Origin of the sequence: Janthinobacterium sp. 75 (genome assembly GCF_004365495.1) — a bacterium.
Lineage (GTDB): Bacteria > Pseudomonadota > Gammaproteobacteria > Burkholderiales > Burkholderiaceae_D > Janthinobacterium.
Genome location: NZ_SORD01000001.1, coordinates 4,744,709 through 4,760,381, shown reverse-complemented (window position 1 = coordinate 4,760,381; position 15,673 = coordinate 4,744,709). Strand labels below are relative to the sequence as shown.

Genomic DNA, 15,673 nt, shown 5'->3' with positions numbered 1-15,673 from the left:
CCTATTCCAGTCGACAAGCACAGCATGCTGCGCGATACTGTCATTCTGATAAGAACGCTATGAAAGCGCTGGAAAGGAGGGGCCATGCAGCGCCGCCCCCTGCTCATGCTTGCCGGCCTGTGGCCGTTGGGCGCCGCCGCCGTCAATGCGCGGCTGCCGCCGCTACCGCTCGTATATCCGCGCCACCAGGCGCTCAATGATCCGCAGCAAGGTTACGTGACGGCCTTGCTGCAAATGGCGCTGGCGCGTTCGGGCCAGGCGTATGCATTGCGCCGTTCGGAACTGCGCATGGTGCAGACGCGTGCCATGCAGGAAATCGCCACGGCGTCGGGCAGCGTCGATGTCGTCTGGGCCATGACGAGCCGCGCGCGCGAAACGCAATTGTTGCCGGTGCGCATCCCCATCGACCGGGGCCTGATCGGCTGGCGCGTGGCGCTGATCCAGGCGCGCCAGCCGCAGCTGCTGCGGTCCGTACGCAGCATCACCGCCCTGGCGCGGCTGTCTGCCGGCCAGATGCGCGACTGGCCCGACTCCGCCATCCTGCAGGCGAACGGCTTGCGCCTCGATACCTCGAGCACCTACGAAGGCCTGTTCCAGCAACTGGCGGCAGGGCGCATCGATTACTTTCCCCGTTCCGTAATCGAGGTGCAAAGCGAGTTGGCCAGCCATGCGCAATTGCCGCTGGCACTCGATGCCCATCTGGTCATCCGCTACCCGGCGGCGCTGTATTTTTTTGTCGGCAAGCACCGGCCGGAACTGGTACGTCACATTGAAATCGGGCTGGAAACCATGCTCGCCGATGGCAGTTTCGCGCAGCTGTTCCAGCGGCATTTTGGTCGTCTCGCAGATGGCTTGAAGCTGTCCCATCGGTACGTGCTGGAACTGGCCAATCCTGACTTGCCCGAGGAGACGCCGCTGGTGCGCAAGGCACTCTGGTATCGTCCAAACCATTACTAGTCACGCCCTTGCAGGCGCAGAGGATCCTGTTCTTTCTGTTCTCCCCGATGAATGAAGAGCAAAAGTACAAGTAGTCGATGAAGCGCTGGCCGCGCAAATGCATGGCGCGGAGTTTTCGCAGGGGCGGCTGAACGGGATGAAGCCGAACGACGCGGCGTTCCGCCTGGCCGAGGAAACGGGCGTCAAGTAGGCGAAGCAGCAAGTGGGTAGCTGCTTGCTCCAAGTCAAGCGGGCACCCCGCAAGAGGCGCCCGTTTTGACATGGCAGCTACCGTAACCAATAGTGCAGGCTGGAATAGACATCCGTAGATATAATTGCTATTGTGAAAGTATAAACATGGCAACCCCGTGCTTTCCCCTCATTCATTGACTGGACGCTACATGGGCAGATTGCAAGGACACTTATCAGTATTGCTGGCGAGCGCGCTAGGCGCGGCCCTGCCCGCCCTGGCGCAGATGCCGGGCGGTGCGCCGCTGACCTTCAGCGAAGCGCTGCAGCAAGCGGCAAAGGCTTCGGGCGCCGTGCAGGGCGCCGCGCTCGACGTGCGCGCAAAAACACTCAAAGCGGAAGCCTTGTCGAATATCGACGGACCTTCCGTGGACTTGACGGCGTTTCGCGGCCGTCTGTCGACGGATTTGAGTATCGATACGAGCGGTTTGTCGGGCGTGGTGGGCGGTATCGAATCAGTGCTGCCGCCCATCCCCGGCTTGCCCACGCCGCACATCCCCAATTCCCTGAACCGCGAAGTGGTGACGGATTTGACCTCGTTCGGCTTGCTGGGCATGTGGCCCATCTACACGGGCGGGCGCCTGGACGCCGTCAAGGGACTCGCTTCCAGCCTGACCCTGGCCGCACAGGCGGAGCGCACGGAAGCGGAAGAGCAACTGGCTACCCTGGTGGCGCAGCGCTATTTCCAGTTGTTGCTGGCCAAGCGTGTGGTGGCCGTGCGGGCCGAAGTGACGGTCGGCGTGACGCAGCACCAGCGCGACGCGGCCAAGCTGGAAAAGGGCGGCCTGATTTCGCGCGCGGAACGCTTGCGCGCCGACGTGGCCCTGGATAGCGCCCGCAGCGAGGAAGCGCAGGCGCGCAGCGATGAGGAAATCGCGCAAGTGGCGCTCGACCGTTTGCTTGCCGTCAACACGCAAGTGCGGCCCAGCACGCCGCTGTTCGTCAATAGCTTGCCCGTTGGCACCTTGCAATCGTTCATCAGCACGGGCATGCGCGAAAACGCGAACTGGAAAAAGATCGACAGCAAGCGCGTGCAGGCCGAGCAAGCCTTGAAGTTGCATGGCAAGGAATACGCGCCCACCGTGTTTGCCATCGGTAACTACAATTTGAATCGCGGCAACGAAAAACTCGTGCGCTCAAACTGGGCCGTCGGCCTGGTCGTGTCCGTGCCGCTGGTGCACCGCATCAATACAGGCAAGATGATCGCCGCCGCCAAGCTCGACCAGGAGCGGGTGGAAGTGGTGGCGCGCCAGGCTGAGCGAGACATTTCCACTCTGATCGAAAAGAACTGGCGCGCGCTGGAAAACGCCCGCATCCAGTATCTGTCCACGGCGTCGTCGGTGGAGCTGGCGCGCGAAAATATCCGTTTGCAAACGGTGGCCTTCCAGCAAGGGCAAGTGACCTCGCTGGAAGTCGTCGACGCGCGCCTGAACCTGGCCAAGGTGGAAACGCAGCGAGCGCAGACTGCCTATAACTATGTGATGGGGCTGGCGCAATTGCTGGAAGCGACAGGCGAGACGCAGCGCCTGGGCAGCCTGGCCGCTGCGGCCGATATCCAATTACCTGTGGACAAATAATAATGAGTACCTCCAAAAAACCATTGGCCATCGGCGCCGCCCTCATTGTTCTGGCCTTCGTGGGCTGGGGCCTGTACCAGGCATTTCAGCCGCAGCGCCTGCCTTTGCAGGGACAGATGGATGCGCAGGAAGTCAATGTGTCGTCGAAAGTGCCGGGCAGGGTGGGCGAACTGTACGTCAAGCTGGGCCAGACGGTGCCGAAAGGCCAGCTGCTGTTCCAGCTGACGAGTCCGGAAGTCGATGCGAAGATAGCGCAAGCGACGGCCGCCACGCAGGCGGCCGATGCCGTGGCAAAGAAGGCGCAAGCGGGCGCACGGCCCGAGGAAGTACGTGCCGCCAAAGCCAACTGGGAGCGGGCGCAAACGGGGGCGAATATTGCCAAAACCACTTATACCCGCGTCAACAATATGTTCGAGCAAGGCGTGATTGCGCAACAGAAACGTGACGAGGCGCAAGCGCAATGGCGCGCCGCCGACCAGCTGGCGCAAGCTGCCCGCGCGCAGTATGACATGGCGCAAACGGGCGCCCGTCCGGAAGACAAGACGGCCGCCGCCGCCCAGGCGCGCCAGGTGGGCGCCGTGTTGACGGAAGCGCAGATCGCCCTGGCGGAAACGAAGATCGCCGCGCCGGTGGCGGGCCAGGTCAGCAAGATCCAGATACAGCCGGGCGAACTGGCGCCGCAAGGTTTCCCGGTGATTACTTTGGTGAACCTCGATGACGCCTGGGCCGTGCTGCAGGTGCGCGAAGATGACATGGCAGCGTTTGGCATGGGCAGCACGCATACGGCCAACGTGCCGGCGCTGAAGCAGCAAGTGAGTTTCAAGGTCAGCTCCGTGGCCGTGCTGCCGGACTTCGCCACGTGGCGCGCGGCCCGTCCGGGCGGCACGGACTTGCGCACATTTGAAATCCGGCTGCGCCCGGCCATCAAGGTCGATGGCTTGCGTCCGGGCATGTCGGTCGTGTTTCCACCGCTCTGATAGCCGATGAACGAAGCGGATAAAGGGCCGGTCTCTACGCTGGCGCGCGAGTGGGCGCGGCTGCGCGGCGATTTTTGGGACTTCGGCATGCTCAGCTGGATTCCCGTCGTGCTGTGCGGCATGTTGTGGCTGGTGTTTTCTGCCGGCATCGCGCGCGACTTGCCCATCGTCGTCATCGATAACGACAACTCCACCCTGTCGCGCCAGCTGACGCGCTGGCTCGACGCCTCACCTGGTATCGAGGTCACGGCGAAAGTGGCGTCCAGCGACGAAGCCCTGCATCGCTTGCGCGAACGCACGGCGTTTGGCTATCTGCTGATCCCGAATGATTTTGAACAGAAATTGCTGGGTGGCCGCCAAGCCACCGTACAGTGGTTGTACAACGCGCAGTTTTCCTCGCATGCGGGCGCCTTGCTGCGTGATGTGCGTACGGTCAGCACGACCTTGTCGGCCGGCATCGAGATGACGGCGAGGATGAAAAAGGGCATGTCGGGCGTGCAGGCGGCGGCCCAGTTCGAACCGATACGCACGACCTTGAACAGTTTGTATAATGAAAACATCAGCTATGAAGCGTTTTTGACCTTGGCCCTGATGCCGGCCATGCTGCAGATTTTCATCGTCGTCGCCGTGGTCACCTCCGTCGGACGCGAGTTGCGCGACGGCACGGTGCCGCAATGGCTGGCCTCGGCCAATGGTAGCTGGCTGCGCGCCGTCGGCGCCAAGCTGTTGTTTCCCCTCATCGCCTACAGTGCGCTGGCGCTGCTGTATCTGTTGTTTTTCAGCCTGGCGCGGGACTGGGCCGTGGCGGGCAGCTTGCCGGCCTTGCTGCTGAGCATGTTGCTGCTGGTGCTCGCCTACTGCGGTCTGGCCACTTTGTTGATAGCCGCTACCCTGTCCTTGCGCCTGGCCCTGTCGGGCGCGGCATTTATTACGGCGCCGGCGTTCGCGTTTGCGGGCCAGGCCTTTCCCTTGATGGCCATGCCGGCGCCGGGCCGCGCCTGGGCGGAAGCCTTGCCGCTCACGCACTATTTGCAGTTGCAAACCAAATACTGGCTGGCCGGCGCGCCGTGGCGCTATGGCGTGCAGGAAATGTTGATACTGGCTGGCTTTGCCATCGGCTGTGGCGCCGTGGGCGTATTCCTGCTGGCGCGCCGCGCGAATGCTCCGGATGCCTGGGGGCGCACATGAATAGCTGCTGGTCCGCCTTTATTGCCACCTGGCGCGCCATGCTGACAGACAAGGGCGCGCTGACCTTGCTGTTCATCGGCGGCATCATTTATTCCTTCTTTTATCCTTTGCCATACTCGACGGAAATCGTCCAGCGCGTGCCCGTGGCGGTCGTCGACCAGGACCGCAGTGCCATGTCGCGCCAGTTGACGCGCTTTGCCATGGCCCATCCGTCGCTGGACGTGATCGCCGTCACGCCGGACTTGCCGGTCGCGCAAGATTTATTGTGGCGCGACAAGGTCATGGGCGTATTGATTCTACCCGACGGCTTGCAGACAGATGTGCTGGCCGGCCGCGCCGCCCACGCGCAGGTGGCGGGCAATGGCTTGTATCTGATGCTCAACAAGGTGGCCCTGAATGGCCTGGCCGAAGTGGTGGGCACCGTGTCGGCTGGTATTGAGCTCAAGCGTTTGGGCGCGGGTACGCCGTCCACCATCCAGGCCAACCAGCAGCGCTCGCCCATCGCCTTCACCGCCGTGCCCCTGTTTAACGTCAAGGAAGGCTATGGCGCGTATGTTGTGCCAGGAGTGGCTACTCTCATTGTGCAGCAGACCTTGCTGATTGGCATGACCATGCTGTTCGGCACCTGGTATCAGCGCAAGAGTTTTCCCCTGGCGGGCCGGCGCAGGGCGGGCGGCTATGCGGGCATGCTGCTGGCGTTTGCCTGCGTGGCATTCATCAACTGCTGCTATTTCTTCGGTTTCGTCTTCTGGTTCCAGGATTACCCCCGTGGCGGCAACTTCGGCGGCATGCTCTTGCTGCTGGTGCTGTTCTCTCTGGCGGAAGCGGCTTTCGGCATGCTGCTGGGCATGCTGTTCCGCACGCGCGAACGGGGCACGCAGCTGATGATCGCCACCTCGATGCCCGTGCTGTTCCTCGCTGGCCTGACCTGGCCTGTGTCATCCATGCCCGTCGTGCTGCAATGGCTGCGCTGGCTGCTGCCATCCACGGCCGGCATCCAGGGCTTTGTCGCGCTCAACCAGATGGGCGCCTCGCTGTATGAAATCCGCCATGAAGTGGCGGGTTTGCTGGCCTTGCTGGTGGCCTGCGTGGCGCTGGGCTGGTGGCGCTGGCGCAGGATGGATGAAACGGTTGTTGATTTGAACAAGGCGTAATGGGAACGATATGCAATAATTTCGTACCCGGGGTCAGACCCGCCGGGTCTGACCCCATTTAAAGTAAACGAACCATGTCCGCCTTCAATTTGTTCCAGCGCCTGTCCCAAGCCCCCACCAAGCCCAAGGCCGCGCCTGCCGCGCGGCAGTTCGACGTGGCGGACCTGTACCAGGGGCCCATCGCGCTGGGAGCAGAAGGCGAGGAGCAAGCGCGACCTTTCGATGAAAAACTGCGCCAGGCCTATTTCTGGATCGTCAACCACGCCATCATCAGCCCCCATTACGACATCGAGTACAACGATGGCCCGTCGCAGACGTATTCGGTGGGCGACAGCCGCCGCACCCTGAACTTGCCGTCGGCGCAAAGCTATTCCAGTTTTATTTTGCTGCCCCTGCTGACCTTTGCCACGCGCCGCAAATGTCTGTTCGTCGGCGGGCCGGGGCGGGGCAAGACGGCCAGCGCGCTGCTGATGGGCGTGCTGGCCGGTTCCTCCGTCAAGGAAGTCAAACGCGCCATGCAGCATGGCCACCCGCAGATGACGGTGGCCGACTTGCTGGGCAATCCGCTGCCTGCCGACCTGGTGAACGCGCAAAGCATGGACGATATCCGCATCGCCTGGCGCGCCTGGCTGGGCATGCGCGTCAAAATCGTCGATGAATACAATCGCATCCCCACGCGCACGCAGAGCGCGCTGCTCACCGTCATGGGCGACAATTACGCGGAAGTGCTGAACCATATTTACGAATGCCCGGAAGCGGCCTGGTATTTGACGGCCAACGACGACCAGGGCGGAGGTACGTATCAGGTGATCGAAGCGCTGCGCGACCGGGTCGACGTGACGGTGCAGGCGCTGGCTTTCAATCCGCGCTTCCTGAATGAACTGCTGCTGCGCGTGGAAGAAAACGTGCGCCCCGAAGAACTGGTACCGCCCGAGATCATCTTCACGGAAGGGGAGGTGGATCAAATTGGCGTATCCATCCGCCAGGTGGGCATACCCGACGCCGTGCGGCGCCGCCTGGAATTTTTCGCCAGCCAGTTCGAGCTGTTCGAGACGGCGGGCGGCCAGTTCGAATACATGACCAAGGATACGGCCCGCCTGGCCGGCGCCGACCGTGGCGCCGCGCAGGCGGCCGACAATGGGCGCGACCGTTTGAAGGACCTGGGCTGCCAGACCCTGAACGGCATCTCCGTGCGCACCCTGATGGCGCTGCTGATCTACGCCAAGGCCATGGCCTACTTCCGCGGTAACGGCGAGGTGGAGCTGGAAGACTTGCGCCAGGTGCTGCCCTTCGTCCTGCATAACAAGCTGCAGCCGGACCCGGACGCGCCATTTTTCGCGCTGCCGGAAAACGCCGCCTACCGCAGCGATAGATTGGGCTGGCTGCGTCGCCTGTTCGATTTGTCGAACGATGAATTCAACCGCCTGGACCTGGACCGCGATGATCCCGTCGGCGTCCTGTCGGCCGAATTCGACCTGGGCCTCGATGGCGTCAGCGAGCGCGAAACCCTGGCACGCCTGAACCGCATCGAAAAGCTGATCGGCGAACGCACGAAAGGGCGCAAGCTGTATGGCCCCCTGTACGACGACCTGCTCAAGCTCAAGTACCTGCATCAGCGCTATACAAATTACCGTAGCTGGCTACGTTCGCAATGAGTATCCTTCATTGTCAAGGCTTCCTGGAAGCGCTGGCCATAATCAATGGCGAAGCGAGCGACCTGTGCGCGAGCTACGAGTTGCAGTGCCTGCCCGACGCACCCGATCTCGCCACGGCGCTGGGCTTGCGCGTCGAAGATTATGCCTTGAACGTCATCGAGCCCGCACGCGACTTGCCGGCAGCCTTGTGGCGCATCGAGCCGGCGCCGTGCGCGCGTACGCACCTGGAGTCGGTGTGCCAGCGCTGGTTTTTCTCATCGCAGCACATGCAGGCGGCGCCACCGGGGCGCTTTCGCGCTCAACTGGTGGCCGCCTTCATCGATTCGCTCGACGATGCACTGGGCGGATTCTCCCTGCATGCAGTGACGATGACCCCACCCGCCGGTTTCTGGTACGCCATCCACTGGGACGAGATCGCGTTCGAACTGGGGGATGAACGTTATCTGCTGCACTTCTCGCACAGCGATTGAGGAGCGGCGATGATCTCTCCTGCTTTTGCCTCGATACTTGCCAGCGGCCGCGCCCAGTTCAACGGCCGCGCTGAGGAAGCGCGCCGGCGTTTTCCATCGCTGGACATGGCCGCCTTCGGCGCTTTCCTGCACGATGGCGTCGATCCGCTGGTAGTGGCCGTGGCCGCCGCTGCGCCTGAGCGCGCAGGCGGCGTCACCTTGGCCGCCTACGACATGGCCCTGGAGCTGGTGGGCCACGGCCTGGCAGGTCCGGCGGCGAAAAATCCCCTCCTCAATAGCGTCTGGCGCGAACTGGCGCCATCGTTTGCGCCGTTGCTGGCGACGGCGCCCGTCGAGGTGCTGGGCATGCTCAGCAACGCCGCCATCCACATAGCCTCCGTGGCGGGCGCGCGTCCCGCGCAGTGGCAGCGCGAGCTGGCTGCCCTGGCAGCGCAGATCGCCACGGTGGCGCAGCTGCGCGCCGTGGGCCAGGTGTTGGCCTGGCGCGCCGGTGTCGCGCATTTCCGCCTGGGCGCGCTGGCCGCCGCCGATACCTTGCCGCCTGCGCTGGCGCTGGCCGCCTTTGGCGAGCCGGCTGCGCACTGGCCGCAGGTGTATGCGCAGTTGCTGGCGAATCCCTGGCGCGGCAATGCCGAGGGCAGGGAGTTTGGCAGCTTCAGCGGCCTCGGTGGCGCTTTCGGCACGCCGCCGCAAGTGCGCGCGACAAACGACGGTTTTGTCGTGCGCAGCGCCGAGCGCCACTACCTGCTGGTGGCCGACGCCTGCGGCGCCGTGCTGCACAGCGCCACGGCGCAGGAGTTCGAGCAGGCGCCAAACGGGCAGCCATCGTCCGTGCGCGTCGATGGTGCGAGCCTGCATATCGGCGCGCGCAGCATCGTGCTCGATGTGCCGCCCGGCGACATCGCTATCGCCGCCAATGCGCATACAGTTGCCATCACGTCGCCGTGGACGCACGCGATCCGCTTGCTGCCGCTCGCATGAAGAAGGACGCCGAACCCGCCCTGATCGACGCCTGGCAGGCTGCCTGGCCCGAGGCCCTTGCCGTGTGGAGCAAATTTACGCGCCTGCGCGACCCGAGCCTGTGCACCAGCCACGTCCAGGCCAGCAAGAAGGGGCTGTCCGGCAGCTTTGCCATGATCCGCCTGCTGGACCAGAGCGTCGTGGTCGACTTGCCGCTGGTGACGGAGCTGGGCCTGGACGACTATGCGCTGGAAATCCTCGCGCATGAAATCGGCCACCACATCCTCGCGCCAGGCAGTGCCAGCGACCAGTTCCGCTTGCTGGCGCGCATGCGCCGTGCCTTGCCCACCCTGGAGCAGCACGCGCCCATGGTGGCCAACCTGTATACGGACCTGTTCATCAACGACCGGCTGCAGCGCCAGGCGAATTTGCGCATGGCCGACATTTATCGCAAGCTGCAGCAGGGCCGCGAGCCTTCGCCGGACGGCAAGGCCAGGGCCAGCGGCGGCGTGTGGACCCTGTACATGCGCATCTATGAAAACCTGTGGCAGCTGGAAAAGGGTGAACTGGGCGGCGGCCAGGCCGACGAGCGCCTGGACACGGATGCCTGGCTGGGTGCGCGCCTGATCCGCGTCTACGCGAACGACTGGATGCTGGCGGCGGGGCGCTTCGCCACCTTGCTGTTGCCTTACCTGGTGGACGACACGGATGCCCTGGGTGGCAGTCTTGACCCCAGCCGCTACCTGCAGGACACGCGCGACGCGGCCCGTGGCTGCCAGACGTATGGCGCGCAGCAGATCGAGGATGACGAAGAGGGCGGCGCCATCCATCCCGTGCACGACAAGCGCATCTCCGGCCTCGACGGTGAAGAGCCGCAAGCCGAGGCGCCGGCCAGGGCGGGTGGCGGCCAGTTGCGCGAGCCGTTCGAGCTGGGCGACATTTTGAAGGCCTCGGGCATCAACCTGAGCGACCATGAGATCGCTATCCGCTACTACCGCGAACGCGCTTTGCCGCACCTGGTGGCGTTTCCCAGCCGCCCCGCGCCCGAGTCGCAGGAGCCGCAGATGGAAGGGCTGGAAGCGTGGGAGATCGGCGACCCTTTGGAAGACATCGACTGGCTGCAATCCGTGATGCAGTCGCCGCGCCCTGTGCCCGGCGTGACCACCATGCGCCGCGTGGTTGGCCGCGAACCGGCGCGCGCCATCGACGCCGTGCCCGTCGACCTGGACATGTACGTGGACAGTTCCGGCTCCATGCCCAACCCGCAGGCGCACACCTCGTTCCTGACCCTGGCTGGCGCCGTCATCGCCTTGTCCGCCCTGCGCGCTGGCGCGAAAGTGCAGGTGACCCTGTGGAGCGGCAAGAATGAGGTGATGCAGACGCCAGGTTTCGTGCGCGATGAAGACATGATCCTGGGCGTGCTGACGGAATTTTTTGGCGGCGGCACCTGCTTCCCCATCCACCGCCTGCGCCAGACGTATGCGGCCAGGCGCGAACGGCCCGTACACATCCTGATGATTTCCGACGATGGCATCACCACCATGTTCGACGACGATGAACTGGGCAACAGCGGCTGGGATATTTCCGCCAAGGCGCTGGCGCAGGGCGGTGCGGGTGGCACCATGGCCCTGAACCTGGAGCGCGGCTGGGATGGCGTGGCGGCCAACAAGTGGCTGCAGCAAACCTATGACGACCTGAAACGGGCGCGCCGCGAGCAGGGCTGGGATATCCACGCCGTCGAGCGCTACGAAGACTTGCTGGACTTTGCGCGGGCGTTCAGCCGCAGGCATTATGTGAAGAGTTAAATAAGATGAATATGCGCAGCAGAATTCCGGGGTCAGACCCGGCGGGTCTGACCCCAGCATTTGCCGTTGGGTTGAGGTAATGACATCATGATGCAAATCGGTCCCCACCTCGAAACCCTGACCCACCGCCTGGCCGACACGCCCGCCGAGTTCCTCGCCGAGCCCCGCATCGCCGGCGTCGCCAACGCGCAGGCGGTGGCGGTTGCCGCACTGGTCAACGACATTTTGCTGTTGCATGGCGCGCGTACGCCGGCCGCGTCACTGCAGGGTTTTATCGGCGCGCAAGTGAAGGCGGACCGCAATCGCCTGGCGCTGGCCATGATCTTGTGCTGGCTGCTGGCCGACGAGTGGTTCATCGGCCAGCAATTGCGGCAGCAGGATTTGCTGCAGGTGCTGGGCGAAACGGCACGCGAACTGGCCGCCGCCACGCCAGCCCACCAGTTCACGCACGACCCGGAGCGGCGCGAGGAGCTGGCGCGCATCGTGCTGGCGCGCCTGGCGTTTCGGCCCCGTGATGAAAGCGTGGCGCAGGCGACGGACAGATTGTCCGCCATCAGCGGCACGGAGCGCCGCCGCCTGCTCGAAGCGAGCCGGCTGGCCGAACAGCGCGCGCGGGAGATCCGCGAGGCGCTGGCGAAGAAGGCGGCCGAGGAATCGGCCGACAAGTGGTCGCGCGAATGACGCTCGCTGGCAAACCTGATGTCAATCTGCCGGGCGGCGCCTGGGAATCGGACCGCCACTACTGTCCCACGCTGACGCAAGCGGGTGCGCGCATGCTGGAAAAACTGCGCAGCCATCCGGCCGCCCCCCAGTACCGCAACCGCAGCGGCAACAAGCTGCTGGCGGCGGAGGTGGCTGCCCTGCGTGTCTATGAGCAGGAAGTCATGGATGCGGCGATCAGCTGGAGCCGCGCCGCGCCGCCATCCTGGCTGCCGGAGTTTCTCAGGGCGACTTATGCCACGGTGCCCTACTATCGTGCCTGCGGTTCGCCACCGGCGCGTCTCATCGATGCAACGCCCATCAGCCGCGCCGAACTGGCGCACGATATCGCCGCCTTCGTGCCCGACGATGCGGACTTGGCGCGCATGATCAATTTCCAGACCACGGGCACCACGGGCCACCCGTTGCTGATCGCTTCGCACCCGCTGGTGGCGGGGCGCTACCTGGCCTTCCACAAGCGCGCGCTGCGGCGTTTTGGCGTGACTTTACGCCATGGCGCGGGACAGGTGGGCGTCATGCTGCTGGGGCATCAGCGTCGCTGCTTCACCTATGTCTCCGTCACGCCCACGATGGACGAATCGGGCCTGGCGAAGATCAACCTGCACGTGGACGACTGGCGCGAGCCGGATGACCGCGCGCGCTACCTGGACGCCATGGCGCCCGAATTGATCGCGGGTGACCCCATTTCGTTTGCCGAGCTGCTGACCTTGTCCATGACGCACAGGCCGGCCGCGCTGCTGTCCGTGTCGATGATGCTGTTGCCCGGCATGCGGGCGCGCCTGGAAGAACGTTTTGGCTGCCCCGTGCTCGACATCTATTCGCTCAATGAAGTGGGTCCCGTGGCCGTCTACGACGAACAGGCGGGCGGCCACGTGCTGCTGCAGCACCGGCTGTACGTGGAAATCCTCGACAGGGAAGGGCGGCCCGTGGCCGACGGGGAGCGCGGCGAAATCACCGTAACGGGCGGTTTTAACTTCTGCCTGCCCCTGGTGCGCTACCGCACGGGCGATTACGCCTCGCTGACGCATGGACCGCACGGTCCCGTGCTGGTGGGCCTGGCGGGGCGCAGCCCCTTGCGCTACAGGATGATCAACGGCGAATGGATCAACAATATCGACATCACGCACGCCCTGAAGCCGCTGGCCATCGCCCTGTTCGGCGTGCACCAGCATGGCGACGGCAGTGTCGTACTGCGCCTGGCGCCGGGCGCCATGCCGCAAGCCGACCGGGCGCGCGCCTTGCTCGCCCCCTTTTTCGGCGCCATTACGGTCGAGACTTTGCAGGCGGAAGACAAGATCATTCAATACACCTCGGATTTGCAGGAAGCAGTGGCATGAACCTTTATAAACGCGGCCTCGTGGTGGGCAAATTCTGCCCGCTGCACAAGGGCCACGAACTGTTGATCAATCGTGCGCAGGAGGCCTGCGAAGAGCTGCTGTTGGTCAGCTACACCAAACCCGAATTTCCCGGCCTGGACCCGGCGCGCCGGGAAGGGTGGCTGCGGGCGCAATTTCCCCAGGCTGTGGTCGTCGCGCTGGACGATGCGCGCCTGGCCGCCCTGTGCGCGGTGCGCGGCGTGCCTGCGCGTTCGCTGCCGCACAATGACGACGAGGGCGACGAGCATCGCCACTTCATGGGCTGGCTGTGCTGGACGGTGCTGGCGCTGCCCGTCGATGCCGTGTTCAGCAGCGAAGACTATGGTCCCGGCTTTGCGGGCGTGCTGGAACGGCATTACGCGATGGGAGCGGTAGCGCATGTCAGCGTGGATCAGGCAAGAGCGCTGGTGCCCGTGTCCGGGACCTTGGTGCGGCAAGACCCGCAGGCGCACAGCGCCTTCCTGTCACCCATCGTGCGCGCCGATTTCGTTATGAGCGTGTGCGTGCTCGGTGGCGAATCGAGCGGCAAGACGACCTTGACGCAGGCGCTGGCGCGGCATTTCGAGACGGAATGGGTGGCCGAATATGGCCGCGAGCTGTGGGAAAGCCAGGATGGCGTCTTGGCCTATGATGATTTGCTGAAGATCGGCCGGGAACAGCTGCGCCGCGAAGCGCAGACGTTATTGGCTGCGCGGCGCTGGCTGTTTTGCGATACATCGCCCCTGACCACCTATTTTTACTGTGTCGAGATGTTCGGCAAGGCCGAGCTGGAGCTGGCGCAACTGGCCGAGCATCGCTACGACCTGGTGCTGCTGTGCGCGCCCGATTTCCCCTTCATCCAGGACGGCACCCGCCGCGACGGGGATTTCCGCGCGCGCCAGCATGCGTGGTATCAGGCAGAGCTGGCGCGGCGGGGGATCGCCTTTGTCGATGTCTCCGGCACGGTGGCCGAGAGGATCAGGCAGGTGGTGCAGTTGTTGGCGGAGCGTAATCCGACATGACCACTACAGCGGCCGCACGGGAATGCAGATCTCGCAAGAGAATTCGCCGGTGGTCGGGTTCATCGCCGTGGCGGCGGAGAAGTGCTCGAAGCACGGGCGCTCATCCCTCAGCAGGCCGCTGGCCGGCAGCCATTCGCGCGTGATGCGCTTCCACGTGCACGGCATTCATGCGCCGTGCATATTCGGTGCGGAACAGGCCGGAAGCAGCCTGTTCCGGCGATGGTAGCGGGAGTTCATGTTGCTTATTATGCCATGAAATTTCCCGCTGGCCGCATGAAGAAGGGCTTACGCCGCGTTCAAGGCCTGCTCCAGGTCTTCGCGCAAGTCGTCGATATGCTCGATGCCCACGGACAGGCGCAGCATGTCTTCGGAGACGCCCGCCTTGGCCAGTTCCGCGGCATTGAGCTGGCGGTGCGTGGTGGACGCCGGGTGGGTGGCCAGCGACTTGGCGTCGCCGATATTGACCAGGCGCGTGAACAGCTGCAGGGCGTCGAGCACGCGGGCGCCGGCCGCGCGCGGGTCCTCGCCAGCGGCCAGTTTCAGGCCGAAGGACAAGATGCCCGAGGCGCGGCCATTCATGTATTTTTTCACCAGCGCGTGGTCCGGATGGTCTTCCAGGCCCGCGTAATTGACCCACGCGACTTTCGGATGGTTTTTCAGGTGCTTGGCCAGGGCCAGGGTATTGTCGCAGATGCGGTCCATGCGCAGGGCCAGGGTTTCGAAGCCCTGGATCAGCTGGAAAGCGCTCAAGGGCGAGATGGCGGCGCCCATATTGCGCAGCGGAACGACGCGCGCGCGGCCGATGAAGGCGGCGGGCCCAAAGGCTTCCGTGTAGACGACGCCGTGATATGACACGTCCGGTTCATTCAGGCGCTTGAAGCGTTCCTTGTGTTCGGCCCACGGAAATTTGCCGCTGTCGACGATGGCGCCGCCCACGGTCGTGCCGTGGCCGCCCAGGTATTTGGTCAGCGAATGGACGACGATGTCGGCGCCATGCTCGATGGGGCGGAACAGATAGGGGCTGGGTACCGTGTTATCGACGATCAGCGGGATGCCGTGCGCATGCGCGATCTCGGCCAGTTTTGCCACGTCCGTCACATTGCCCAGCGGGTTGCCGATCGATTCGCAAAAGATGGCCTTGGTGCGGCTGTCGATCAGGGCGGCGAAGGTCTCGGGCTGGCGCGCGTCGGCAAAGCGCACTTCGATGCCGATCTGCGGCAGGGTGTGGGCAAACAGGTTGTAGGTGCCGCCGTACAGCTGGCTGGCGGAGATGAAATTGTCGCCCGCTTCGGTGATGGTCTGGATCGCGTAGGTGATGGCCGCCATGCCCGACGCCACGGCCAGCGCAGCTACGCCGCCTTCCAGCGCCGCGACGCGCTTTTCCAGCACGTCCTGCGTGGGATTCATGATGCGCGTGTAAATATTGCCGGCGACCTTGAGGTCGAACAGGTCGGCGCCATGCTGCGCATTGTCGAAGGCGTAGGCCACCGTCTGGTAGATGGGGACGGCGGCGGCCTTGGTGGTCGGGTCGGGGGTGTAGCCGGCGTGTACGGCCAGGGTTTCGATTCTCATGTGGTCTCCGGTATCGGTGGTATGCGGTGGTCA

At 64.3% G+C, this 15,673-nt stretch carries 14 protein-coding genes; 12 read left to right on the top strand and 2 right to left on the bottom strand.

Annotated features, from left to right (window positions below; genetic code table 11):
* Positions 1-84 precede the first annotated feature (84 nt).
* The 12 genes from C8C89_RS21650 (at position 85) to C8C89_RS21595 (ending at position 14,068) form a co-directional block, all read left to right on the top strand.
* A complete protein-coding gene (locus C8C89_RS21650; protein ID WP_208327748.1) occupies positions 85-957 on the top strand; it encodes a transporter substrate-binding domain-containing protein in 873 nt (290 codons plus the stop codon).
* A gap of 380 nt (positions 958-1,337) precedes the next feature.
* On the top strand, positions 1,338-2,762 hold the full coding sequence (locus C8C89_RS21645; RefSeq protein ID WP_243858166.1) for a TolC family protein: 1,425 nt from the start codon (positions 1,338-1,340) through the stop codon (positions 2,760-2,762).
* A gap of 2 nt (positions 2,763-2,764) precedes the next feature.
* Positions 2,765-3,739, top strand: a complete 975-nt coding sequence (locus tag C8C89_RS21640) for an HlyD family secretion protein (RefSeq protein ID WP_133992486.1) — start codon at positions 2,765-2,767, stop codon at positions 3,737-3,739.
* A 6-nt stretch (positions 3,740-3,745) separates the two neighbouring features.
* Complete coding sequence (locus C8C89_RS21635; protein WP_133992484.1) at positions 3,746-4,927, top strand: ABC transporter permease; 1,182 nt, start codon at positions 3,746-3,748, stop codon at positions 4,925-4,927.
* Complete coding sequence (locus C8C89_RS21630; RefSeq protein ID WP_133992482.1) at positions 4,924-6,081, top strand: ABC transporter permease; 1,158 nt, start codon at positions 4,924-4,926, stop codon at positions 6,079-6,081. Before C8C89_RS21635 ends, C8C89_RS21630 begins: the two co-directional genes overlap by 4 nt.
* Before the next feature lie 74 nt (positions 6,082-6,155).
* Positions 6,156-7,736, top strand: coding sequence for an AAA family ATPase (locus tag C8C89_RS21625; protein WP_133992480.1), 1,581 nt, complete (start codon positions 6,156-6,158; stop codon positions 7,734-7,736).
* Positions 7,733-8,206, top strand: coding sequence for a hypothetical protein (locus C8C89_RS21620; RefSeq protein WP_133992478.1), 474 nt, complete (start codon positions 7,733-7,735; stop codon positions 8,204-8,206). Before C8C89_RS21625 ends, C8C89_RS21620 begins: the two co-directional genes overlap by 4 nt.
* Positions 8,207-8,215: 9 nt before the next feature.
* Positions 8,216-9,187: a hypothetical protein gene (locus tag C8C89_RS21615; protein ID WP_133992476.1), complete on the top strand. Its 972-nt coding sequence runs from the start codon at positions 8,216-8,218 to the stop codon at positions 9,185-9,187.
* A complete protein-coding gene (locus C8C89_RS21610; RefSeq protein ID WP_133992474.1) occupies positions 9,184-10,971 on the top strand; it encodes a VWA domain-containing protein in 1,788 nt (595 codons plus the stop codon). Before C8C89_RS21615 ends, C8C89_RS21610 begins: the two co-directional genes overlap by 4 nt.
* An 87-nt stretch (positions 10,972-11,058) precedes the next feature.
* A complete protein-coding gene (locus C8C89_RS21605) occupies positions 11,059-11,652 on the top strand; it encodes a hypothetical protein (protein WP_243858164.1) in 594 nt (197 codons plus the stop codon).
* Positions 11,649-13,028, top strand: a complete 1,380-nt coding sequence (locus C8C89_RS21600) for an AMP-binding protein (RefSeq protein ID WP_133992470.1) — start codon at positions 11,649-11,651, stop codon at positions 13,026-13,028. Before C8C89_RS21605 ends, C8C89_RS21600 begins: the two co-directional genes overlap by 4 nt.
* A complete protein-coding gene (locus C8C89_RS21595) occupies positions 13,025-14,068 on the top strand; it encodes an AAA family ATPase (protein WP_133992468.1) in 1,044 nt (347 codons plus the stop codon). The genes C8C89_RS21600 and C8C89_RS21595 overlap by 4 nt, the downstream gene beginning before the upstream one ends.
* Positions 14,069-14,071: 3 nt before the next feature.
* Here the strand turns inward: C8C89_RS21595 and C8C89_RS21590 are convergent, their stop codons facing one another.
* Positions 14,072-14,233: a GyrI-like domain-containing protein gene (locus C8C89_RS21590; RefSeq protein WP_133992466.1), complete on the bottom strand. Its 162-nt coding sequence runs from the start codon at positions 14,231-14,233 to the stop codon at positions 14,072-14,074.
* A 120-nt stretch (positions 14,234-14,353) separates the two neighbouring features.
* The gene (locus C8C89_RS21585; protein WP_133992464.1) at positions 14,354-15,640 is read right to left on the bottom strand and encodes an aminotransferase class I/II-fold pyridoxal phosphate-dependent enzyme; all 1,287 of its coding nucleotides are present in this window, start codon (positions 15,638-15,640) and stop codon (positions 14,354-14,356) included.
* Between the last annotated feature and the right edge of the window lie 33 nt (positions 15,641-15,673).